Source organism: Aminobacter carboxidus (genome assembly GCF_014863355.1).
Classification (GTDB): Bacteria; Pseudomonadota; Alphaproteobacteria; order Rhizobiales; family Rhizobiaceae; genus Aminobacter; species Aminobacter carboxidus.
In genome coordinates, this window is record NZ_JACZEP010000005.1 from 103,614 (window position 1) to 125,870 (window position 22,257).

A 22,257-nucleotide genomic window follows, 5' to 3' on the forward strand; every position below is an offset into this window, starting at 1 on the left:
CCATGAAATTTCTTCGCGAGTTCCTGTCTTACACCTCAAGCCTGCCCCGGCTGGCGATCTGGGCTGTCGGCACCTTTCTCTTCCTCGGCATCTTCGCGCCATGGCTGACACCGCATGATCCGAATGCGCAGAACCTGCTCCAAGCGCATCTGGGCCCGTCCTTCGCCCACTGGTTAGGTACCGACCATGTCGGCCGCGATACGCTGAGCCGGCTGATCCTGTCGGCGCGAACCTCGGTTGTCGGCATGACCCTTGTCCTGGTGTTGGCGCTTTCTGTCGGCGTTACCATAGGCACGGTTGCGGGCTATCGCCGTGGTTGGGTCGAAGAGGGCCTGATGCGGATCGTCGATGTCGGGCTGGCGATGCCCAGCCTTATCGTGGCGCTGGCCGTCATCGGGATTTTTGGTACCGGCTACTGGAACATGATCCTCGCGCTGGCACTCGCCTGGTGGCCGGGCAGCGCGCGCATCAGCCGGGCGGTTGCGGTCAACGTCATGAACAGGCCTCACATCGAGTCCCTGCGGGTGCTCGGGGCAAGTCCGGCCAGGATCTATTTCCATCACCTGCTGCCCGCAACGCTGGGCGCCGTGCTGGTCTACGCGACGGCAGATGCAGGAGCGGTGGCCCTGGCGATCGCAACGTTGAGTTTCCTTGGGCTGGGCATCCAGCCGCCAACGCCGGAATGGGGCCAGATGCTGGTAGATGCCTTGCCCTATCTCGAGTCTTCGCCGCGTCAGGTCATCCTCCCAGGACTGGCGCTCACTCTGGCCGTGATCGGCTTCAATCTGCTTGGCGAATCCATTGCGCTGAACCGGGTGCCTACCCCGCTTTCTCGCAAGATCCTTCGCCAGAGGCGGATCACGGCAGCTGCATGGAAGAAGGCATAACCGGATGGCTTCGAAGGAAATTCTGAGGGTTTCGGATCTCTGCGTAGATCTGTTCACCCAGCGTTCGGTCATCCGGCCGGTCGACGGGGTCAGCTACTCTGTCGCTGCTGGCGAAACGCTCGCCATCGTCGGCGAGAGTGGCAGCGGCAAGACGGTGTTGAACTTTGCCCCTCTCGGCCTGATGCCGACGGGCGTCAATGTCGACCTGAGCGGCTCGATCCTGTTCAACGACACCGAACTGGTCGGCATCGCCGAACCAGCATTGCGAAAGCTGCGCGGCGGATCGATAGGAACGATCTTCCAGGATCCGATGAGCGCGCTTAACCCTGCTCGCACCATCGGCAGACAGATTGCCGAGGTGAGCGAATTGCATATGGGCCTGAGCTCCAGCCAGGCCGAAAGCAGGGCACTTGACCTGCTCAAGCTGGTCAGGATGTCCGACCCCGATGCGCGGTTGAAGCAGTATCCGCACGAACTGTCAGGTGGGCTTCGCCAGCGCGTGATGATCGCCATTGCGGTTGCAGCCGAACCGCAGCTGTTGATCGCCGACGAGCCGACGACCGCTCTCGATGTCACCGTGCAGGCGCAGATCATCGCTTTGCTGAAGGATCTGCAGAAGCGGCTGAACATGGCCATCGTGCTCATCACGCATGACATGGGCGTGGTGGCCGGCATCGCCTCGCGTGTTGCTGTCATGTATGCCGGTCGGGTTGCCGAATACGGGCCCGTCGGCGATGTTCTGGTCGAGCCCCGGCATCCCTACACGATGGGCCTGATCGACGCCATTCCGCGCGCCGACGATGCGCCTGGCTCGCTGTTTCGCGGGTTGCCTGGCGCACCGCCGATCCTGGGCGCACCTATCCCGGGATGCGCGTTTGCGCCTCGCTGCCACGCGGCAATCGAAAGCTGTCACATCACTCGCCCGGCGCTGGTGTCGACGGTTCAGCCGCTGGTTTCAGCCGCCTGTCCGATCATCAACAAGCACAATCACGGGGGCGCGTATGTCCAGCACTAAGTCAGTCCTGCGCGTTGAAAACCTGGTGACGAGGTTCAAGAGCGTCGAACGCGGCAAATGGGTCAAGGCGGTCGACGGTGTGAGCATCGAACTCCGTCCCGGAGAAATCGTTGGTCTGGTCGGCGAATCCGGTTGTGGAAAGTCGACGCTGGGGCGCTCGATCGTCGGGCTGGAACGTCCGCAAAGCGGCCGCATCTTGCTCGATGATATCGATCTGAGCGGCCTTGGCGGACGCAAGCTGCGCGAGACCCGACGAGCGATCCAGTATGTGTTCCAGGATCCTTACGCCTCGCTCAACGATCGACAAACGATCGGCGAGGCGATAACCGAAGCCCTGGTGATCATCGGCATTCATGACCGCACCCGGCAGCGCCGGCGGGTTCACGAATTGCTCGACCAGGTCGGGCTGCCCGACACGGTGGCGGAACGTTATCCGCGCGAACTGTCCGGCGGTCAGCGCCAGCGCGTGGCAATAGCCCGCTCCCTTGCGGTGGAGCCGCGCGTTCTGATCTGCGACGAGCCGGTCAGCGCACTCGACTTGTCGATCCGCTCCCAGGTCATGAACCTGTTCCTGACCCTGCAGAAGGATCTGGGGGTCGCCTGTCTTTTCATCGCCCATGACCTGGCGCTCGTCCGTCAGGCCGCGTCGCGGGTCTATGTGATGTATCTCGGAAAGATCGTCGAGCAGGGGACCTCGCTCGATGTCTACGAAAGACCTACCCATCCTTATACACGCGCCCTGCTTGCCTCGATCCCGAGTGCCGATCCGCGCATCGAGGCCACGCGGGAAGTTCCGGCCCTGCTGGGCGACATTCCGAGCCCGACCAATCCGCCATCCGGCTGCCGGTTTCGAACACGGTGCCCGAGCGCGGTGGAGGCATGCGCCGTAGCCGAGCCACCGACGGTCTGGGTTGGTCCCGGCCACGGCGCGGCATGCATCTTTGCCGCCCAGATCAGGGCAACCGAGGTCGTGCCGCAGCCCGAGCCGCAACGCCTGCCACAGCAATTGTCAGCCTAGGCGCCGGCAACAAAACCGACACAGATTCTGTCCGAACCACGGAGGCATCCAGGATGTTTTTGAACAGTGACACAGCTCATGCGAGCTCGCTGAAGAATGCGCCCGACAACGAAGAGTTCTGGGGCGCGGTGCGCAAGACTATGGAGCCTATGTACACCCACACCCAGTTGGTCAACACCCGGCGAGGGTCGTCGCCGCTCGAAGTGCGCGACCGGGTCAGGTCGCTCGTCGACCTGTCGCTTTCCTATGAGCTCGATGAATACGAGCCGTTTCGGGACCTCAAGGAAAGTGGCTCCTCGCTTATGATCAGGCAGATGCTGGCCGACTATTTCGGCGGCGGTGCCGACGAGATCGCGCTGACGCGCAATGCCATGGAAGGCATCGCCACCGTCCTGAATGGCGTGACGCTGAAGCCAGGCGATGAAGTCATTGCGACGAAATACTGCTACGATTCAAACCTTGCGATCTTGCGGCAGCGCGTCGAACGCGACGGCATCGTGCTCAAGCTCGTCGATCTTCCCTTCGGTCGCGGCAGCGACGCCGAGTTCGTCAAAGCCTTTTCGGACGCCATTACCGAGCGAACGCGGCTGATCACATTTCCCCATGTCGTCGTCCGTACCGGCCAGGTGCTGCCTGTGAAGCCGTTGGCCGAACTGGCGCGCGCCAAGGGTATTTTCAGCTTCGTAGATGGCGCCCATTCGGCTGGGCATATCTGCTTTCGTCTCGACGAGCTTGGCTGCGATGCTTTCGCGACCTGTCTGCACAAATGGATGTACGGGCCGCGCGGTACGGGTTTTCTCTATGTCAGGCGGGACAAGATCGCCGACGTCTGGCCGATGTGGGCAAGCTGGTCGAACAAACCGGCGGACTCGATCGAGAAGTTCGAGGAGGTCGGGTCGGTGTTCAAGGCGCTGCCGGCTTCAATTCCCGATGCATTGGCGTTCAACCTTCAGATCGGTCAGGAAGAGAAGGCCGCGCGGCTGCGTTATATGCGCAACCGCTGGATGATCCCGCTGAGCAGGCATGAGAAGGTCACGATGCTGACCGACATCGACGCCGAGCCGGGCACCGGCTTTGGCGCATTCGTGCTCGACGGCATTGATCATGGACAGTTTGCCAAGGCGCTGCTCGACGAATTCAAGATCAACGTCTTGTCGTTTGCAATGGATGAAGACCCCTCGTTAAAGGGCATCCATGTGTCGCCGGGCCTGTCGAACAGTCTCGATGAGATCGATCGTTTCGTCGAAGCGGCGCACATCGTTCTTGGCCGGGGCGGGTAGAAAGTTACGCAGGTATGACAAACAACTCGCGGTCGAGTCTGGTCAGTGCTTCCACGCCCGTTGTGGTCACCAGGAAGGTGTCCTCGCTCATCATGCCGCCCCAGCCGGGGCGGTAGTAAGGCGCCTCGATATTGACCACCATGCCTTCCAGCAGCGTGACGGGGTTTGAGGCCGCAATTGTCGGATACTCGTGGCTCTCGATCCCGAGGCCATGCCCGACATGGTGACGCTTGTATTGTGGCAGTCCGGCCTGGCGGACGGCTGCCACGGCCTCATGAAAGAGCGCATCTGTGGTCATCCCCGGAGCGACCATGTCAGAGGCTTTGCGGTGGCCCATCGACGTCGCCGCAAAGGCTAAGAGTACATCCTTGCCCGGCTCTCCGACGAAGGCGGTTCGCGCCGTGTCTGACCAATAGCCGCCGAAGGTGGCGCCGACATCGATGCGTACGATGTCGTTGGCGGCGATCCGCCGCCGGGTCGGATAGGCATCGGCAAGCGCGCTGCGCTCTCCTGAAGTAACGACCACGAAGCCGGGCGAGCCGCCTTGCGAGATCATCTCGGCGGATATTCTGGCGGCAAGCTCGTATTCCGTCATGCCTGCCTTGGCATCGCGCAGGGCGTTGCCCAGAGCGACTTCAGTCAAGTCGGATGCACTGCGCAGAAGGCTTATCTCAAGCGGGTTCTTGACCGAGCGGGCATCGCGGAAAAATGCCGCGGTCGCGCGCGCGTCAATCAGTTGCAGCCCTTGTGGCGAAACGAGTGTGTGGGAGGCTCCATCCATGCTGTCTATGCCGAGCTTATGCCTGTCGCCAGCCAACTGCGCGACGGCAGCGGAAAGAGCCTCATCGAACGTTGCGAACTCAACGACATCAGTGCCTTCGCGTTCGCGCAGTTCCTGGTCGTCGAAGAAGAAGTTGCCATAGCAAAAGTACCGCAAATCCTTGCCGACGGTCTCGGCGGCGGACCAGAGGTCGGCTTTTGGGCCGACGAGGATCCAGTCGTCTGCAACGAAGACCACCGCCATCTTGAGCAGCCAGCTGGTGTCGAAACCCATGCTCTTATAGCCGCTGCAGTAAAATACATGGTGCGGCTGGGTCGCGACCAACACGACGTTGCTGTCGCCGATTTGATTGAAGATGGCTTGCCGGTTTCTGCGGGCCAGCTCTTTGACGTCCATCGACGCGCCGTCCATTTGGTCTTTTGTGCTCACGGTTGAAGCGGGTTGAATTCACCCACAAACTCGTTTCGGTCGGCAGGGTAGATCAATTTTACCCAGGTGACCGGCATGGCGTCAGCCCATGTCTGGCGAAGGGACACCAGCAGGGGCGCGTTGGCTGCGACGCCGAGTTGCGCGGCTTGTGCAGCGGTTGCGATCTCGGCGCGGATGGTGTGTCGAAGCCGCGTGCATGGAAGCCTTGCCAGCAACCAGATGTTCGGCGTTTCGGCCTCAAAATCCGCATCTACCGCATCCGGGGCAGCCTGCAAACTGATGAGCCGTTCCTCCAGCACTTCGGGCTTGCCGAAACCGCTATGCACCGCATGAAGGCGCAGCAAGGGCGTGCCCGTTTCTACCTCCGGCCAGACAGATGTGTCAGCGCCGGCTGTGATGACTGACGAGGCAACCACCCGGTAGGCATAGGTCCTGCCCTTGGCTTCGATGTCTTGCCTGATATCGAGATAGCCGATCACCGCATGCGATTCAGTGGTTTGAGCAACGCGTGTTCCCTGCTTGCGCCGGCGCTCCAGAAGTCCTGCTTCGGTAAGCTTGGACAGCGCCTTGCTGACAGTTGCCCGGGTCGTCGAGAATTTTTCCAGCAGCGTATGCTCGGAAGGGATGCGGTGACCTGCGGGCCATCGCCCGCTCATGATCTCGGCACGAACCGCGCGTTCGATCTGCCTGTAGATCGGACCATTGCCGTCCAGCTCGATCGTGTCAGCCAATTCAGTGTTGGTTTCTTGGTCCATCAACGTCCCGGCAGCCCCATTGAAAATGCTCTTCGAACCACGCGAGCGTATTGTCTACACATAAGATAACATGCCGATCTCTGCAATAACTCCCAGCCGTTTCGGAAGCGCGGCCGAATCCTCCTCAGAGAGGCCAGACATAAGACTGAATTTGATCCAGCGGGCTTAGGCTACGTCCACCACAAGTTTGAACAGGCAATCTCCGGCTTCAGTTAGAGCCGGGGCTCTCTGGCAAGCAACCAGCCCCGACTGCGTGAACTGAACCGACCTGGCAGGCTCAGACGGCCCGGCAATCGGATGGATTGTGCCCGCAAGATCTCCAGCTTGAACCTCGTCTCCCACGGTCACGGCAGGCTCGAAGATTCCCCTGACCGGCATAGGTGAAGGCCTGCCTGTCATCGACTCGCATGGCTCGTGTCTGCCCCGCCGGCTCAACGATGGCGTCGGGCAGGATGCCCAGATGTTTCAACACACGCAGCACCCCGTCTCGCGCGAGCATTTCGCCCGCCTATGGGCTGCGAGACTCTGGAGTCTTAAAAGATCATCTGAAGCGATAGGGCGCATCATCTGCGCCCGTCTCTCCTGTTTCAATGACGTCATGGACGCCTCCATCGCCGATGCCGCAACGGGAGAGTTAACTGGGGAGGGCTCCAACGGTTCCGGAACTTTTGCACTCGGCCGGACGTTGCAAAGCGGATAACCTCATCAGGAGTTGATTATGAACACTCTCCTTTCAGGGTTGATGGCAACGGCAATTGCCACCTCCTTTGCGGTAGCGTCCGTAATTCCGGCCGTCGCCGTTCCTTATTCCCCTAAAGCACCTGCCGCCGAAACCGCGATCCAACAGATCCAGTATGACGGCTATTGGCAGCAGAGACGAATGAATCGTGATGACCGCCGCTACCGGGTCATCCGGCGCGGGAACGTATTTTACCTCAATGGCCATCGCGGCTATCGGGATTACCGCCCAGGCTATCGTCGCTACAACGACTTCTGGTTCCCGGCGGGTGCCTTCGTTGCCGGGGCGATTATCGGCGGTGCCCTTAACCAGCCTCGTTACGTTCAGCCGCGTTATGTCCAACGTAGCAGATACGGCGATGCTCATGTGCAGTGGTGCTATGACCGCTACCGGTCTTACAGGGCATACGACAACACCTTCCAGCCGTATAGCGGCCCCCGCCGGCCGTGCTATTCGCCCTACAGTTAATGGCTCGTTTGACCAACGTAGATCAAAAGGAAAGCCCCGCATCAAAGCGGCGGGGCTTTTCGGGTAAGGGCACAAAGTGCTGTGGAGGCGCCTCGCTACCTCGGAGAAACTCTGACACCAGTTACCTTGCGGGAGTCCCTGTCATCCAGCGTAATAAAAATCTTTGACCCAGGGACAAGTTCGGATGGCACGGCAACCTCAAACGGCACAGCGTAACTGTTGCCGTCTTCTAGCTTAATTATCTTGGTGTGCTTGATATATTCTTTTACCACACCTTCTGTGGAGCTAGCCAAAGCGGCGGCACTCGTGAGGGCGATAACGCCCAATGCAATGAGAACTTTCTGCATGACATTCTCCTTGGAGAAGCCCCTGTGCACCAACGTAGAGAAGCTCGCATGGTTGCAGGGCGGGGAAATGCAGGATGGGATAACGAAAAAAACCGCAGGCCGAAGCCTGCGGGCTAATGCGTCTACCCAAATGTTTCAGTTAGCGAATCCTAATCTAACAGAACTCTAACAACTCGCAATAGCTCCCTCCGCCTCGGCCGCCGGTGGTGCGTCCTAGTCTTTATCGGCTGGTAAATGTCCGATATAAGCTGCTCCGTCAGCAAAGCGTACACACACTTGACGGTACGTAAGCAGGGGATAGAATCGCGTTTAAGCTCCGCCCTTTGCCCCAGCGTCCCCCGCCCCGGCAATCGAGAGAGCCTTGCGTGGAGGATCTGATCATGGGCGATGCTCGGTACCTCAATCACAAGCTCGAATGCCCATCTTGCGGCACCGTTCGCCTACACATTCCTGACGATGTAGACCCAACTACGCCGATCTCGTGTGAGGATTGCGGCAGACATCTCGGTATTTGGGATGAGCTACAATCCGACTTCGCACTACAAGGCGGGATGAACGGTATGTTTCGACTGGATGGGGGTCGCATCAGGAAGATCGGATAGAGCCGAGGCGTCCCGGCGTTAGCGTTTCTTCGCTAATAACCGGGCTTCCCGTAAAAGCGACGACCACTGATAACCGAGATCAGCGACAAGCTTCCGAGCTTGTTGTTCCGTTATGCCGGTCTCTTCCATCAAGCGCCGAACCACAAAGTCATGCATACTCAGCGGCTCCCTAGGTTCGTCGGTCATTTCGCCTACCTTTTCTGACGCAAAGGCCCACCGCTCCCGGTTGGACGCGGAAGCGATAGGCCCGCTGCTGGAGCGAACGTACTGAGGGGGTGCGGATCGCTCCGACATCGAAATACCAAACGGCCCTGATGGTTCCCCAAAGCAAAAAAGGCCCCGCGACCTTTGTGCCGGCGGGGCGGCGCGATATGTTTGGCTGGCAGGGCCCACGCGAGAGGACGGCGCACTATTGATGAACCCAGTGCTGCTTTCCGTTGCCGCGATGGCAAAATCGGCCTTGGCGATCTGGCATCGCTCCCTCATCGGTTTGGCTGTTGCGGCCTGCGTCAATGCTGCGGCTTTCTGGCTGATATGGCCAACCCTCTAAGCGACAGACCACCCTTCGACAGGGGATGTCCTAGTTGAGCGCCGCACTGTCTTGGCCGGGGCGTACTCGCCATATCCTGTTGCCGACGTCATCGGCGACCAGCAACGAACCATCGCGCGCGATCGCTACGCCGACCGGACGTCCGGCCGCAGTATCGTCAGGGCGCAGAAAGCCAGTCAGAATGTCCTTTGGCGGGCCCGCCGGCTTTCCAGCACTAAAGGGAACGAAGATCACCTTGTAGCCGCTTCGAGGCATGCGGTTCCAAGACCCATGCTGACCGACGAATGCACCGTTTTTCATTTCCGGTCCGAACAGATCGCCGGTGTTGAAGGTCAGGCCTAGCGAGGCCGTATGCGAGCCTAGCGCATAGTCCGGCCTGAGCGCCTTTGCGACCAGGTCCGGCATTTGCGGCTCAATACGGTCGTCGACGATCTGGCCGTAATAACTGTAGGGCCAGCCATAGAAGGCGCCGTCCTTGACGGATGTCATATAATCGGGAACCAGGTCGCTGCCTATCTCATCACGCTCGTTGACCACAACCCAGAGCTCGCCGCTTTCAGGTTGCCATGACAGGCCATTGGGATTGCGCAGGCCGCTGGCGAACAGACGGCTTTGCTTCGTCGCCAGATCAATCTCATGCACCGCGGCGCGGCCTTCCTCGATGTCCATGCCGTTCTCGCCGACATTGCTGTTCGAACCGACAGTTGCATAGAGCTTCGTGCCGTCCCGCGAAGCAATGACATCCTTGGTCCAGTGATGGTTCAGGCCAGCCGGCAGGTCGGCAATCTTTTCGGGCTGGGCGGTAATTTCGGTAGCGCCCTCTTGATAGGGAAATGCAACGATGCCGTCGGCATTCGCCACATAAAGTTTGCCGTCGAGCAAGGTCATGCCAAACGGCGAGAATAACCCGTTGATGAATGGCTGTTTCACCTCCGCCTCACCGTCACCGTCGGCATCGCGCAAAATGGAGATGCGGTTTGCGCTCGGCACGTTGGCCCCGGCGCTGCCCATGATCTTCTGAGCCACCCAGCGACGGATGGAGACACTGCTTTCTTCCTGCGGCGGTTTGTTGCTTTCGGCGACCAGCACATCCCCGTTGGGCAGCACATGCAGCCAGCGAGGATGATCGAGCCCATCGGCGAACTGGTTAACCCTATAACCTTGCGCAGGCTGCGGCATCTCGCCTTGTTTCCACGGCTCGGCCTCGGCCTGATGAACGGTCGGCAGTATTCGGGGATCGGGTTCAGGCAGCTTGGGATCCGGCCCATATTGCTCTTCGATAGCCACCTTGGCCTCCTCTCGCGAAGAGAGGACGACCACCCCAACTGCAACTATGCCTATGACCAAGACGGCGAGGAGAGCGAGGATCAGCTTTTTCATCGCAGGAGTTCCCTTTTTCGTTCAACGCATCGGGGTGGCTCCGGTTGCAATTCAATCGAAACGCCGTGCAGAGGCTCAGGAGCGCTGCGGCCTGAACATGCGCATCATGACGTCGGAACGGCGAATAAAATGCTGGAACAGGGCGCCGGCGATGTGCAGCACGATGGCGCCGAGTAATGCGGTCTTGAGCACATTGTGTGCGGCAGCGGCTGCTTCCACACCGGCAAACCAGGCAACACCTCCCGACAGGGGCAGCAGAAACAGCGACAGGTAGATCAGGCCGTGCACCGCTTCGGAAAGGATCTGCAGCAAACGCGGCTCATCGGGCGGAGGGGGCGGGGCGCCGCGCGTGAAGCGCAAATAAACGCGGGCGAGAGCAAGCAGCAATATGGTCACGCCCGCAACCACATGCAGATAGGCCAGCAGGCTTGTATCGGGTGCGGTCGGTTCGTTCCGCAGGAATGCCCGCCAGGCAGCTTCCATGCCGTCATGGGCCAGATACTGGAACGCCACCAGGACGACGACGCTCCAATGCAACGCCACTTGCGCAGTTGAATATCCTGATACCTTCCGTGCCATTCGCATTCCTCCCTGCGCTGCGCTTTGCGCCTCCGATGATGCTGGCCCCGCGCTTCGGAACTTTCTCATCATCGCGATGTTTCGTCACAATGGAAACGGAGAGGGCGTTCCGAATAGCTGCAAAAACGGGATCGGCTCGGCAAAGATCCGCCGGACTGCTGCTGGTGGCGGCGCTGACGCCCGTTTTTTCAGCCTGCAGCGGTGTGCAGTCGGCACTCGATCCCGCAGGCGAAGAATCAGGACAGGTCGCGCGCCTTTTCTGGCTCATGATTGCAGGCGGCCTGCCAATCTGGGCGTTCGTGGTCGCGCTTTCTCTCTACGCGTCTCGATGGAAGCTCGAACCTCTGCGGGAAGACACGGCTGCACGGGTGATCTTCTGGGGTGGCGTGGTACTGCCGGTAACCGTGTTGGCAGCCCTTTTGGCATACGCACTCTGGCTCATGCCGTCGCTGCGCCCTTTTGCGGGAAGCGACGACGCTACCTTGCGTATCGAGATAACCGGCAGGCAGTTCTGGTGGCACGTCGTCTACAAGCGTCCAAATGGCGTCAGGGTGGTCTCGGCCAACGAGATACGATTGCCTGTCGGTGAACGGGTCGAATTCGCCCTGACCAGCGACGACATGATCCATTCCTTTTGGATCCCGGCCCTTGGCGGCAAGATGGACCTGATCCCGGGCCGACAAAACCGCCTGTCCCTGAGGGCTACCAAGGTCGGGACCTATCGAGGCCAGTGCGCCGAATTCTGCGGCACCTCACACGCTTTGATGGCCTTTCCAGCGATCGTGATGGAAGGCGCAGCGTTCGAGACATGGCTGAATGCGCGCAGCCGGCCCTCGAGCGGCGTGCACGCGCCAGGAACGGGACGCGCCCTGTTTGAACGCAACCGTTGCGGCTCCTGCCACCGTATCGCAGGGACGCAGTGGCAGTCGACAGCCGGGCCGGACCTCTCCCATGTCGGTTCCCGGCTGACCATCGGCGCAGGCCAGTTGGCCAGCGGTTCAGAAGCCCTTGCCAGCTTTGTTGCTGATGCGGGTGCAGTCAAAGCGGGTGCGCATATGCCCGCCAACTCGCATCTCTCCGCCGCTGAACTGACCGAGATCGCAACCTGGCTTAAGGGGCTGCAATGAGCGCGCAGCCGGAGCCCACACGCGACAAAGCCACTGAGGAAGCGCAACTGCGTGCCGTTTGGGCAAAGCCGACCGGGTGGCGCTACTGGACCTCGGTCAACAACGCGCAGGTTGGCCTCTGGTACGGCGCCACGGCCTTCGCATTCATGCTGTTTGCGGGACTGCTCGGCCTGCTCATCCGCGCCCAACTTGCCGTGCCACAAAACGACCTGCTATCCGCGGAGACCTACAATCAGGTCTACACGCTGCACGGCACGGTGATGATGTTCCTGTTCGCCGTACCGATCTTCGAAGCTGTGGCGATTTTCCTGCTGCCGCCCATGCTGGGTGCGCGCGAACTGCCGTTTCCGCGGCTTGGCGCCTTCGGCTTCTGGAGTTTCCTGATCGGCGGCATCTTTGTCTGCGGGTCGATCTTCTTCGGTGTGGCGCCCAATTCAGGCTGGTTCATGTATCCGCCGCTGGCGACCAGCGAACAGGCCGGCATCGGCGCCGACATCTGGCTGCTCGGACTGTCCTTCATCGAAGTGGCATCGCTTGCCGCGGCAGTCGAACTGATCGTCGGCATCATGAAATGCCGTGCGCCTGGCATGCGGGTAAACCTGATGCCGCTGTTTGCCTGGTATCTGCTCATCGTCGCAGGCATGATCCTTTTTGCTTTCCCGCCGCTCATCGCCGGCGATCTGCTGTTTGAACTGCAGCGCATGTTCGACTGGCCGTTCTTCGACCCGGCGCGTGGAGGCGACCCGCTTCTGTGGCAACACCTGTTCTGGATATTCGGTCACCCCGAAGTCTACATCATCTTCCTGCCGGCAATCGCATTGCTCGCCATGATCGTGCCTACCTTCGCAAGGCGCCCGATCGTCGGCTATTCCTGGATCGTGCTGGCGGCGGTCGGCACCGGATTCCTGTCCTTCGGCCTTTGGGTCCACCATATGTTTGCAACTGGCTTGCCGCAGATCTCGCTGGCTTTCTTTTCGGCGGCGTCGGAGGCCGTGGCGATTCCGACGGCGGTCCAGATATTCGTATTCATCGCCACCATGCTGGCCGGCCGGGTCATTTTCTCGACGCCAATGCTGTTTGCCATGGGCGGCATCGCCATCTTCGTCATGGGGGGACTTACCGGTGTCATGGTCGCGCTTGTGCCCTTCGACTGGCAGGCGCACGACACCTATTTTGTCGTCGCGCATCTCCACTATGTCCTGATAGGGGGGATGCTGTTCCCTGTTTTCGCGGGGCTCTATTATTATTACCCGCTGATCGGTGGGAAACACATGTCGGATCGTGTCGGCCGGTTTGCGTTCTGGCTGATGTTCGCCGGTTTCAACATCACCTTTTTCCCGATGCATCTCACCGGCCTGCGCGGCATGCCGCGTCGCGTCTACACCTATCCGGCCGATATTGGCTGGGACTGGCTGAACCTGATTTCAACGATGGGCGCGGTGGTGCTCGGCATCGGCATGTTTGCCGTGGTGATGGACGTCACCCTGCATCGCCGCGGGAAGCCGCGGGGCGAGGTGAACCCGTGGAATGCCGGCACGCTGGAATGGATCAGCGAGCCGGAAGAGAATTGGGGCGTCCGCTCCATTCCCCGCATCGAAAGCCGCTATCCGCTCTGGGACCAGGAGGCTCTGGCGAGACAGGTGAATGCGGGTGACTGGTATCTGCCCGACGCCAAAGAAGGCCGGCGCGAAACGTTGGTGACATCCGTCCTGGACGCCGAGCCCGAACAGGTGCTGCGGGTCGGCGGGACATCCTATGTCACCATCATTAGCGCTTTGACGCTCGGCACCGTGTTCGTTGCGCTGACGTTCAAATGGTGGATCGTCTCGCTCATTTCCGGCCTCGCCTTTATGGCGGCCGTCTTGTGGTGGTTGTGGAACGGAACGGGGGACATCCCGGAAAAGGATGGAAAGGACATCGGGCACGGCATTTCCCTGCCGCTTTATGCATCCGGGGTGAAATCCGTGGGTTGGTGGGCGATGTTCATCACCATGACCGGCGACGGCACGGCTTTCGCGAGCCTCGTCTTCGGCTACTTTTTCTTCTGGACCGTTCATGCGGACTTCACCGGCGGCATCGCCGGTCCCGGCATGTTCTGGCCGATGATGGCCTTGGCGCTGTTTGCGCTTTCCTGGGCCGCAACGCTCGCCGCACGCGAGGCGAACCGGCGCGGCAAACTGGCAGTGGCGTGGATCCTTCTCGGGAGCGGTGCGCTGACGTCCATCGCCGGCTGCGCCGCAGCGCTCGCGGGGCCGTTGACCACCGGCATGGACCCTACCGCTCACGTCTACGCGGCAATCGTCTGGACCCTGGTCATTTGGGCGGCGTTACACGGCGCTATGGGCGGTATCATGCAGCTCTATTGCCTGGCACGCAGCCTAGCCGGACGGCTCACCGCCCGGCATGACATGGAATTGCACAACGTAGCCCTCTACTGGCACTTCATGCTGGTGACCGCTCTAGTGACCTTCGCCGTCGTCGGCCTGTTTCCGGAGGCGCTGTGATGCGCCATCCTTTGCCTCCCGAAATCGAGTCGCTGTGGACGCTTTTCACTGCACCCGTCGTGTGGGCGCTGCACTTTCTGGCTTGCTACGTCACGGCGGCGATCTTCTGCGCAAAGCCCGGTCTTTTGGGCAACGATTTTTTCGCTCTCCGCACCCTTATCGCCGGCATCACCTTGCTGTCGCTCGCCATGATCGTCGTCGCGGCGCTGCTCGCCTGGCGCCAATGGGGGTTCGGCACGGGCGATCCGCCGCATGACGACCCCACCCGGCGCGACCGCCTTCTGTTCCAGGGTTACGCAACCCTGCTCCTGTCCGGCCTGAGCTTCGTGGCGGTAATCTTCACCGCACTTCCGGCCGTGTTCCTGACGGAGTGCCTGCGATGAGAGGGCTAGCGCTCATAAGCGGCGTGGCAGTGCTTTCGCTGATCTGGCTCGGGCCGCTGCTCGGACCCTGGCGCGCCTCCTTCGCCGCGCACATGCTAGCGCATATGGGTGTGATCGCCATTGCCGCGCCTTTGATCGCACTGGGCTTGCCTCAACACTGGCGCCCCGGACATTCGATGCCGGTCGCATTGCCGATTGTTGCCTCACTTCTCGAGCTCATAGCCGTCTGGGGATGGCACGCCCCTGTTCTGCGCGCCGCAGCGCAAGCCTCGCCCCTCGTCACGGCTGTGGAACAACTCATCTTTCTCGCCGTCGGCTTGCTTCTCTGGTCGGCAAGTTTCGCCGCACCGACGGAACGACGCCACGCAGCGGCAGGCACATCAGCCCTCCTGCTCACTTCCATCCACATGACCCTGCTCGGCGCACTTCTGGCGCTCAGTCCGCGATCGCTCTATGGCAGCGGCGAGGTGACCTGCTTTGGCATCGTGCTGGGTGCGGGCCAGGATCAGCAGATCGGAGGCGTCGTCATGCTTATGGTCGGCGCGGTCGTCTATCTCACCGGGGGCCTTTTCCTCATGGCTCATCTGGTCAAGCCAACTACCAACACGAAAGATATCCGCCGAAAGCCGTGCAGGCGCAGCGAGCTGCAGTTTTCCGACCGCCGACGCTGACGGATGACGCTGGCATATCGCTGGCCCGAACCCTCATTTCCAGGCCGCCCTTTCATTGCTGCATAATCGACCGATGCAAGTCGCTTTTGCCACCTGATTGCCACAGCCTTTCATCTATCAAACAAATCTTGCTGGAGCTCTGTCGCTCCGTCCACTGCAGGAGAATGGAAGACCCGACGTCACTGCCTTGCAAGGTGCCTTTTACAAGCGGGTCATGTGTCGCGTCAGGCAATTCTCCGGCTCTATTGGACTCATGAAATATGGCTCGGCACAGCAGGGCTCGGCCATCTCGCACATCTATCCAAGCCCTATCGAGAGCATGCCATGATAACAATCGACGCATCTCCAACTTGGCAGGACATCGCACGGATCAGCGATGGTGAGACGCTGGCACTTGCGCCTGCCGCTTGGGATCGGGTCGCATTCGCAAACCGGATCGTGGCGCAAATAGTTGAAAACGGCATTCGCGCCTATGGTGTGAATACCGGGGTTGGCGCGCTGTCGAACACCGTCGTCGAACCTGCCTTGTTGCAGCGACTTTCTCGCAACATCATTTTCAGCCACGCTTGCGGGGTGGGGGATTTGCTGCCGGAGCGCAGCATCCGTGCCATCATCGCATCGCAGGTGGCCAATTTTGCGCACGGCCATTCCGGAGTGCGACCAGAAGTCGTTCTCAACTTGCTGAGCTTCCTGGAGCGCAACTGCATCCCGGAAGTGCCGTCTCGAGGGTCGGCGGGATATCTCACGCACAACGCACACATCGCCCTGGTGTTGATCGGCGAGGGCAGGGCGTGCGTCGCAGGGCGCCAGATGAACGGACGTGACGCACTTGCCGCCATTGGACTTGAACCGCTGGTACTCGGCGCCAAGGAAGGCCTCAGCCTGGTCAATGGTACGGCCTGCGCTACCGGACTTCTGTGCGTGGCATTGGCACGCGTCGAACGCCTGTTGCGCTGGGCCAATGCGGCTGCTGCCCTGACGCTCGAGGCCGCCGGCGGCCAAATGGCGGCCTTTGACGAGCAGGTCCTCGCCATGCGGCCGTCGCCCGGTATCGAGGCGGTCGGCGCAACACTGCGCGGGTTGCTCGAGGGCAGCGGCCTGATCGAGGCGGCCCGCGGGCAGCGCACACAAGATGCGCTCAGCCTTCGCGCTGTGCCCCATGTGCATGGTGCCGCACTTGAGGTCATGGAGCGCTCGGCACAGCTGGTCGACCGCGAATTGGCTTCCGTCACGGATAATCCTGCTGTCTCGGGTACGCTGGAGAACCCGTTGGTCTTTTCGGAGGCGCATGCAGTTGCGCCCGCCTTGGGCCAGGCTGCCGACAGTCTGACGATCGCACTGGCCCAGGTGGCAGCCATGAGCGAGCGACGCATCGACCGCCTGGTCAATCCGCTGGTCAACAATCTGCCGGCGTTTCTTGCCAGTGAAGGCGGCTGCAATTCTGGCTTCATGATCGCGCAGTATACGGCAGCTTCGCTGAGCAACGTGAACCGCCGCCTGGCGGCCCCGGCTGCAACGGACGGCGGTGTCACCTCCGGCTTGCAGGAAGACTTCCTCGCCCATCCAACCGTTGCGGCCAACAAGTTGCTCGCGGTCATCGACAACGCCGAGTACATCCTGGCAATTGAACTGATGGCAGCAGCGCAGGCGCATGACTTCCTGGCCGGCAAGAAAGGGCGCGCTCCTCGAACAGATGCGATCTATCGCACCGTTCGCGAGCACGTGGCACATTATGCAGACGACCGCCCGCTATCATGGGACATGGAAACGCTCCGCGATTTCATCCGCTCGGCGGATGTGCCCAACGGGCCGGCCAAATTAGCCGGTATGGGCTGCTTGAACCGCTGAAGGCGAGACGTCCACTACAAGCTTGAACAGGCAATCTCCAGGCTCAGTAAGTGCAGGAGCTCGTTGGCAGGCAACGAGACCAGACTGCACGAAGTGAACTGACTTGGCAGGCTCGGACGGCCCAGCAATCGGATGGATTGTGCCGGCAAGATCTCCCGCCTCGACCGCATCGCCCAACCTCACCGCTGGCTCGAAGATCCCTCTGACCGGCGCATAGGTGTAGGCTTGCCTGCCATCGACCCGCATGGATCGTGTCGGCCCAGCCGGCTCGACGATGGCGTCGGGCAGGATGCCCAGATGTTTCAGCACTCGCAGCACCCCGTCTCGGGCAAGGGCTTCGCCCGCTCGTGACAGTGACGCCCCGCCGCCGAGCTCGGTCGTCAGGGCAGGAATGCCGAGCGCCTGGGCTGTCGCCGACAGTGTGGTGGCGCCACCGCCGCCCGAACCGTCGCTGATCGAGCCGATGGGAGCGCCGAAGACATGCATGAGCTCGATGAGTTTTGCCGTCTCGGCTGCGGTCTTGCCGACGCGGATCAAGCAGCAAGGCAGATAGAACAGCGATGTGCCACCTGAGTGCAGATCAATGACGATGTCGGCGCGCGGCAGCAGCACCTCGGAGACATAATGGGCGATCATATCAGTCGGTGAGCCATTGGCGTCGCCGGGAAACATCCGGTTGAGATTGCCCTGATCGAGCGGCGACACCCGCCTGCCTGCGTCGACCGCGGGATAGTTCAATGCCGGCAGGATGATGATGCGGCCGCGGAGCTCGTTTGCCTCGAGCTGCCGGGCGAGCTTGCTGAGCGCCACCTGGCCCTCATACTCGTCACCATGATTGCCGGCGATCAGCAATGCGGTTGGCCCGGCACCGTTCCTCATGCAGACGATCGGGATCGGAATGGTGCCATAGGCCGAACGGTTACTGGAAAACGGCAAACGCAGGCAGGAGATTTGCTTGCCGTCCCTGTCAAAATCAACGTCAGTCCAGATGCGTGTGTCGCTCACCACCGATCCCTCCCTTCTCGGTCAATCCACACCCCTCAATGCAGCAGCGTGTTGAGGAAAGACTGGGCGCGGGGATGACTGGGCGTTGTAAAGAACGTCATCGGAGAGGCCTGCTCGACAATGCTGCCCTGATCCATGAACACGACCTGGTCGGCAACCTCGCGGGCAAAGCCCATCTCATGGGTGACGCAGATCATCGTCATGCCTTCGTGGGCCAGCCCGGTCATGACATCGAGCACCTCCTTGACCATCTCGGGATCGAGCGCGGAGGTTGGCTCGTCGAACAGCATCAGCCGGGGGTTCATGCAAAGTGCACGCGCAATCGCCACCCGCTGCTGCTGCCCGCCTGACAGTTGCGCGGGGTATTTGTCGGCCTGTTCAGGAATGCGGACCTTTTCCAGGAAATGCCGCGCCAGGCTCTCAGCCTCCTTGCGCGGCATGGAAAGAACCCGGCGCAGTGCCAGCGTGCAGTTCGACAACACAGTCAGATGCGGAAACAGGTTGAAGCTCTGGAACACCATGCCGGTCTGCCGGCGGGCGAGTGCTGTCTCCCTGGCATTGTCGCCCAGCGGGACCGTGCCAAGTGTAACGGTTCCCTGCTGGTAGGCTTCAAGTCCGTTGAGGCAGCGGATCAGGGTGGATTTGCCCGAACCGGAAGGTCCGCAGATCACGACGCGGGAACCGCTTGGGATGGTGAGGTTGACCTCCTGCAACACATGGAAGGCGCCATACCATTTGTTGAGCGAGGTGATCTGGACGGCGGGGCTGTCGTCTGAATGTGCCATGAAGTACCTCTGTAATCGCTCGAAGGGATCGATCTAGCTATTTGACTTGGCTGAGATATCGACGGCCGCTGGTTGCCGCCGTCGAACTACCTGGTCGTCGGCCCCATCAGCCTGACCTCAAGCCGTTTGATGGCTAACGATATGAGGAGTGCGAGACCGAGGAAGATCAGGCCGGCAACCGTCAGCGGCTCGGCATAGCGGTAGGTCTCGGATGCAATGTCGAAGGCGCGGCCCAGCATCTCCGGCACCGCAAGCACGGCCAGATAGGGCGTCGCCTTGAGGATCGAGACGAAGTAGTTGCCCATGGGTGCTGCGATGTTGCGCAGCATCTGCGGGGCGATGACAAAGATGGTCATATCGATCCGGCCGAGGCCAAGCGCTCGTGCGGCTTCACCCTGGCCGTTGGGGATGGCATCGATGCCGGCCTTGAACACTTCTGCGAGATAACCGCTGTAATAGAGGCTGAGCCCGATGATGCCTGTGGCAAGCGCACCAAGGCGAATGCCGTAAAACGGCAAGATGAAATACAGGCAGTAGAGCCAGACCAGCACCGGCGTCGCCCTGATGAAGTCGATCAGGAAGCGAACGAACAGCCCTCCCAGCCCGCCCGAACGGCGGACGACTTCAAGGCCAAACCCGACTGCCGAGGCGCCAACGCAGCTGACCGCTGCCACCAGCAGCGTCATGCCGATGGCGCCAAGGATGGTCGGCACCGTAGACAGCGCAAAGGCCACATCAAACTGCACAACGCGCCTCCCTTGCCGGGTTGATGCGCCGTTCCACCCAACGCCCGAACAGTGCGACCGGATAGCAGACGATGAAGTAGGCGAGCAGCAGCGAGCTGTAGATCGGCACAGGGTCATACTCGATCTGGGAAATCTCCTTGGCGCGGAAGGTCATGTCGGTCAGCGTGACAAGCGAGACAAGGGATGTCGCCTTTACCAGCTGGATAAGCTGGTTGATGAAGGTCGGGCTCATCGCCACCAGCGCTTGCGGCAGTTCGATGCGCAACAGGATGGTGGAGCGCGACAGTCCCAGTGCGTGGCCAGCTTCTTTCTGGCCACGATCGAGTGCCTGCAGGCCGGCTCTCACCGCCTGGCTGGCATAACCGCCAATGTTGAGCCCCAGCACCATGGCGCTGACGGTCATCGCCGACAGCGCCAGTCCGGCCAAGGGCAGGGCGTAATAGAACACGAAGAGCAGGATGATGACGGCAGAGCTGCGCCAGAACTCGATGATCGACGTCACCACGAACCGCGCCGGGCCCGTGGTCAGATATTGGGCAACGCCGAAGATGAGGCCGAAGGGTATGGCAAAGACCAGGCCATAGAGCGTCACCAGAGCGGTGACGCGAAAGCCCTGCAGGATGCCGAGCCAGATCTCGAGGATGGTCATTTGCCGGCACCAGCCGTGCCACAGAGTTTCTCGACGGTGACGGTATCAGGCACGACCTCAGTTTCGCCAAAGCCATATCTGGCCATGACTTTGGTAACCGTGCCGTCTTTTGTCAGGGCCAGAAGCCTTTCATCCCACAGTGCGCGCAAATCCTGGTCTTCGCTGCGAAACGCGACTGCGGCATAGGTGGCCTGTTCGTCTGTCGTCACGAAGGGTGTCGCACTTTCCAGTCCCTTGAGCTTGCCGCTGGCAAGCAGCCCGATCACTGTCGGAGACGACAACACCGTCACATCGATGCGGCCGGAGCGCAGGGCCGAGATGTTGGCCTCGATGTCGGGGAACAGCAGCATGTTGCTTTCCGGCACGCCGGCTATAGTCGCATTCCTGACCGACACACTGCCGCGGCCAGCACCCATGATGATCTTCTTGCTGACGATATCGTCGAAGCCATGGATCTGTTTTGGATTACCAGTGAGCACGATGGCAGCGTCATGGACCTTCAGATCGGGTGCACCGAAGGCAACCTGCCGGCAGCGCTCCGGTGTGATGGACAGACCGGAGGCCACGGCATCGAAGCGGCCGGCCAGCAGACCCGGGATCAGGGCGCCGAACTCGGTGACCCTGATGTCGATCTCCTTGACGCCAAGTTCGGCAAAGGCAGCCCTCAACAGATCAGGATGCCATCCCTTTGCCTCGCCGGTGGCTTCATCGCGAAAGCCCCAGGGCGTCCGGTTGTGAATGCCGATGACGATCTTGCCCTCGCGCAGGATGCGCTCCTTCGTTGTCTCGGCAAAGGCCGGACCACCTGGCAAGGCAACGATCAGCGCAAGCAAAACGCACCACATGAATGCAAGCCGCAGGCGTACAGAACTTCTGAAGGTCATTTCTCTCTCTCCCATTGTTGTAAAAGGTGCCTGCCCGATCGCCGATCCAGGGCAAGCCTGATGTGTGGCCGCGTGGCATCGCTGCCTCGCCTCCCGCGAGCCTGCTATGTGTTCAGCTTCGCCGTGGCTGGCTTTCGCGGGCTATGGTGCCGTCTGACATGGATGCGCGAAGGCGGTTCGTCTCGCCGTCCAGGCCGCGATCCCCGGCGGGCTGGCGTCGGCTATCGGCCGGCTGCGCGTCCGCGCCGCGGTCGCCCAATGCCTGGAGATCCGCCAGGACCGACTGAATTTGCGGCCAGGGAAATGCCGATGTGTCGCCCATGTTGTCGCCACCGCCAGCAATGATCTTCAGCTTGGCGATCACCCCGGCGAGTGATTGAGCGCGAGTGGTGGCAACAGCGTCGAAGATCTCTTCTTCGGCCTCAACAGCCTGCGCCTCGGCGGCACGGGCTCGTGAGTATCCGACCTCCTGGTCGAGCTCGTTCCAACGTGCCTGCTGATCCGCTGGCTGCGGTGCGCTCTGCTGGTCGTTCCCAGGTCCACCGCTCGGTTCAGAAGCTCTCAGGGCATTCCTGATCCTTATCTCCAGACGCTGCTGCAGCCGGCACAAAACCACGGCCATGTGGTGTGCCTGTTCCCACTCCTGCAGCAGGACAACACACGGGTCGAGCGGCGCAAGCAAACGCGCCGCGAAGCGCTCCGTCAGTCTAGTGGCAACCGCAGCACCGCCACCTCTCGTATCGTCATCCACAGCACAGCTCTTCCTTCGCCCCTCTTGGGTGACGAAAGGCAAAGCTGTGGTATTGTCGGAATCAGCCATGATCC

Annotated in this window: 21 protein-coding genes; 10 read left to right on the forward strand and 11 right to left on the reverse strand. The window is 61.0% G+C overall.

What is annotated here, in order from left to right:
• Positions 1–2: 2 nt before the first annotated feature.
• From IHE39_RS17050 to IHE39_RS17065, 4 genes are read left to right on the forward strand one after another with little or no spacing between them, the layout of a single operon-like run.
• Positions 3–887 (forward strand): ABC transporter permease, encoded by an 885-nt coding sequence (locus IHE39_RS17050; protein WP_184773663.1) that lies wholly within the window; start codon positions 3–5, stop codon positions 885–887.
• A gap of 4 nt (positions 888–891) precedes the next feature.
• Entirely contained in the window at positions 892–1,902 is a 1,011-nt protein-coding gene (locus IHE39_RS17055; RefSeq protein ID WP_192567295.1) for an ABC transporter ATP-binding protein, read from the forward strand.
• The gene (locus tag IHE39_RS17060) at positions 1,889–2,920 is read left to right on the forward strand and encodes an ABC transporter ATP-binding protein (protein WP_192567296.1); all 1,032 of its coding nucleotides are present in this window, start codon (positions 1,889–1,891) and stop codon (positions 2,918–2,920) included. Before IHE39_RS17055 ends, IHE39_RS17060 begins: the two co-directional genes overlap by 14 nt.
• 53 nt (positions 2,921–2,973) lie before the next feature.
• Positions 2,974–4,200: an aminotransferase class V-fold PLP-dependent enzyme gene (locus IHE39_RS17065; RefSeq protein WP_192567297.1), complete on the forward strand. Its 1,227-nt coding sequence runs from the start codon at positions 2,974–2,976 to the stop codon at positions 4,198–4,200.
• A 4-nt stretch (positions 4,201–4,204) separates the two neighbouring features.
• Here the strand turns inward: IHE39_RS17065 and IHE39_RS17070 are convergent, their stop codons facing one another.
• A complete protein-coding gene (locus tag IHE39_RS17070; protein ID WP_192567298.1) occupies positions 4,205–5,377 on the reverse strand; it encodes a M24 family metallopeptidase in 1,173 nt (390 codons plus the stop codon).
• A 29-nt stretch (positions 5,378–5,406) separates the two neighbouring features.
• Positions 5,407–6,165, reverse strand: a complete 759-nt coding sequence (hutC, locus tag IHE39_RS17075) for a histidine utilization transcriptional repressor HutC (protein ID WP_192567299.1) — start codon at positions 6,163–6,165, stop codon at positions 5,407–5,409.
• 718 nt (positions 6,166–6,883) lie between these two features.
• On the opposite strand from hutC, the gene IHE39_RS17085 reads away from it, so the two are divergent.
• Positions 6,884–7,372: a BA14K family protein gene (locus IHE39_RS17085; RefSeq protein WP_192567301.1), complete on the forward strand. Its 489-nt coding sequence runs from the start codon at positions 6,884–6,886 to the stop codon at positions 7,370–7,372.
• Positions 7,373–7,467: 95 nt separating this feature from the next.
• Here the strand turns inward: IHE39_RS17085 and IHE39_RS17090 are convergent, their stop codons facing one another.
• The 3 genes from IHE39_RS17090 to IHE39_RS17100 all read right to left on the reverse strand — a co-directional run bounded on the left by IHE39_RS17090 (position 7,468) and on the right by IHE39_RS17100 (position 10,830).
• Positions 7,468–7,719, reverse strand: a complete 252-nt coding sequence (locus IHE39_RS17090; protein ID WP_192567302.1) for a DUF1344 domain-containing protein — start codon at positions 7,717–7,719, stop codon at positions 7,468–7,470.
• A 1,182-nt stretch (positions 7,720–8,901) separates the two neighbouring features.
• Positions 8,902–10,251: a PQQ-dependent sugar dehydrogenase gene (locus IHE39_RS17095; protein ID WP_192567303.1), complete on the reverse strand. Its 1,350-nt coding sequence runs from the start codon at positions 10,249–10,251 to the stop codon at positions 8,902–8,904.
• A gap of 75 nt (positions 10,252–10,326) precedes the next feature.
• The gene (locus IHE39_RS17100) at positions 10,327–10,830 is read right to left on the reverse strand and encodes a cytochrome b (protein WP_184773724.1); all 504 of its coding nucleotides are present in this window, start codon (positions 10,828–10,830) and stop codon (positions 10,327–10,329) included.
• A gap of 164 nt (positions 10,831–10,994) precedes the next feature.
• On the opposite strand from IHE39_RS17100, the gene coxB reads away from it, so the two are divergent.
• From coxB to IHE39_RS17125, 5 genes are all read left to right on the forward strand, one after another.
• Positions 10,995–11,957: a cytochrome c oxidase subunit II gene (gene coxB / locus IHE39_RS17105; protein ID WP_312880998.1), complete on the forward strand. Its 963-nt coding sequence runs from the start codon at positions 10,995–10,997 to the stop codon at positions 11,955–11,957.
• Entirely contained in the window at positions 11,954–14,461 is a 2,508-nt protein-coding gene (gene ctaD, locus IHE39_RS17110; protein ID WP_192567304.1) for a cytochrome c oxidase subunit I, read from the forward strand. Before coxB ends, ctaD begins: the two co-directional genes overlap by 4 nt.
• Positions 14,461–14,844 carry a hypothetical protein gene (locus IHE39_RS17115; protein ID WP_192567305.1) on the forward strand — a complete coding sequence of 128 codons (384 nt, stop codon included), beginning with the start codon at positions 14,461–14,463 and terminating at the stop codon, positions 14,842–14,844. Before ctaD ends, IHE39_RS17115 begins: the two co-directional genes overlap by 1 nt.
• On the forward strand, positions 14,841–15,515 hold the full coding sequence (locus IHE39_RS17120; RefSeq protein WP_192567306.1) for a cytochrome c oxidase assembly protein: 675 nt from the start codon (positions 14,841–14,843) through the stop codon (positions 15,513–15,515). The genes IHE39_RS17115 and IHE39_RS17120 overlap by 4 nt, the downstream gene beginning before the upstream one ends.
• Before the next feature lie 324 nt (positions 15,516–15,839).
• Complete coding sequence (locus IHE39_RS17125) at positions 15,840–17,363, forward strand: HAL/PAL/TAL family ammonia-lyase (RefSeq protein ID WP_192567510.1); 1,524 nt, start codon at positions 15,840–15,842, stop codon at positions 17,361–17,363.
• Here the strand turns inward: IHE39_RS17125 and IHE39_RS17130 are convergent.
• The 6 genes from IHE39_RS17130 to IHE39_RS17155 all read right to left on the reverse strand — a co-directional run bounded on the left by IHE39_RS17130 (position 17,334) and on the right by IHE39_RS17155 (position 22,252).
• On the reverse strand, positions 17,334–18,368 hold the full coding sequence (locus IHE39_RS17130; RefSeq protein WP_192567307.1) for a M14 family metallopeptidase: 1,035 nt from the start codon (positions 18,366–18,368) through the stop codon (positions 17,334–17,336). The two genes, IHE39_RS17125 and IHE39_RS17130, sit on opposite strands and share 30 nt — an antisense overlap.
• Before the next feature lie 35 nt (positions 18,369–18,403).
• Positions 18,404–19,153 (reverse strand): amino acid ABC transporter ATP-binding protein, encoded by a 750-nt coding sequence (locus IHE39_RS17135; protein ID WP_192567308.1) that lies wholly within the window; start codon positions 19,151–19,153, stop codon positions 18,404–18,406.
• A gap of 86 nt (positions 19,154–19,239) precedes the next feature.
• Positions 19,240–19,899 (reverse strand): ABC transporter permease subunit, encoded by a 660-nt coding sequence (locus IHE39_RS17140; RefSeq protein ID WP_192567309.1) that lies wholly within the window; start codon positions 19,897–19,899, stop codon positions 19,240–19,242.
• On the reverse strand, positions 19,889–20,548 hold the full coding sequence (locus IHE39_RS17145; protein ID WP_192567310.1) for an amino acid ABC transporter permease: 660 nt from the start codon (positions 20,546–20,548) through the stop codon (positions 19,889–19,891). The genes IHE39_RS17140 and IHE39_RS17145 overlap by 11 nt, the downstream gene beginning before the upstream one ends.
• Positions 20,545–21,432 carry an ectoine/hydroxyectoine ABC transporter substrate-binding protein EhuB gene (gene ehuB, locus IHE39_RS17150; protein ID WP_192567311.1) on the reverse strand — a complete coding sequence of 296 codons (888 nt, stop codon included), beginning with the start codon at positions 21,430–21,432 and terminating at the stop codon, positions 20,545–20,547. Before ehuB ends, IHE39_RS17145 begins: the two co-directional genes overlap by 4 nt.
• Before the next feature lie 112 nt (positions 21,433–21,544).
• Entirely contained in the window at positions 21,545–22,252 is a 708-nt protein-coding gene (locus IHE39_RS17155) for a hypothetical protein (protein ID WP_192567312.1), read from the reverse strand.
• Between the last annotated feature and the right edge of the window lie 5 nt (positions 22,253–22,257).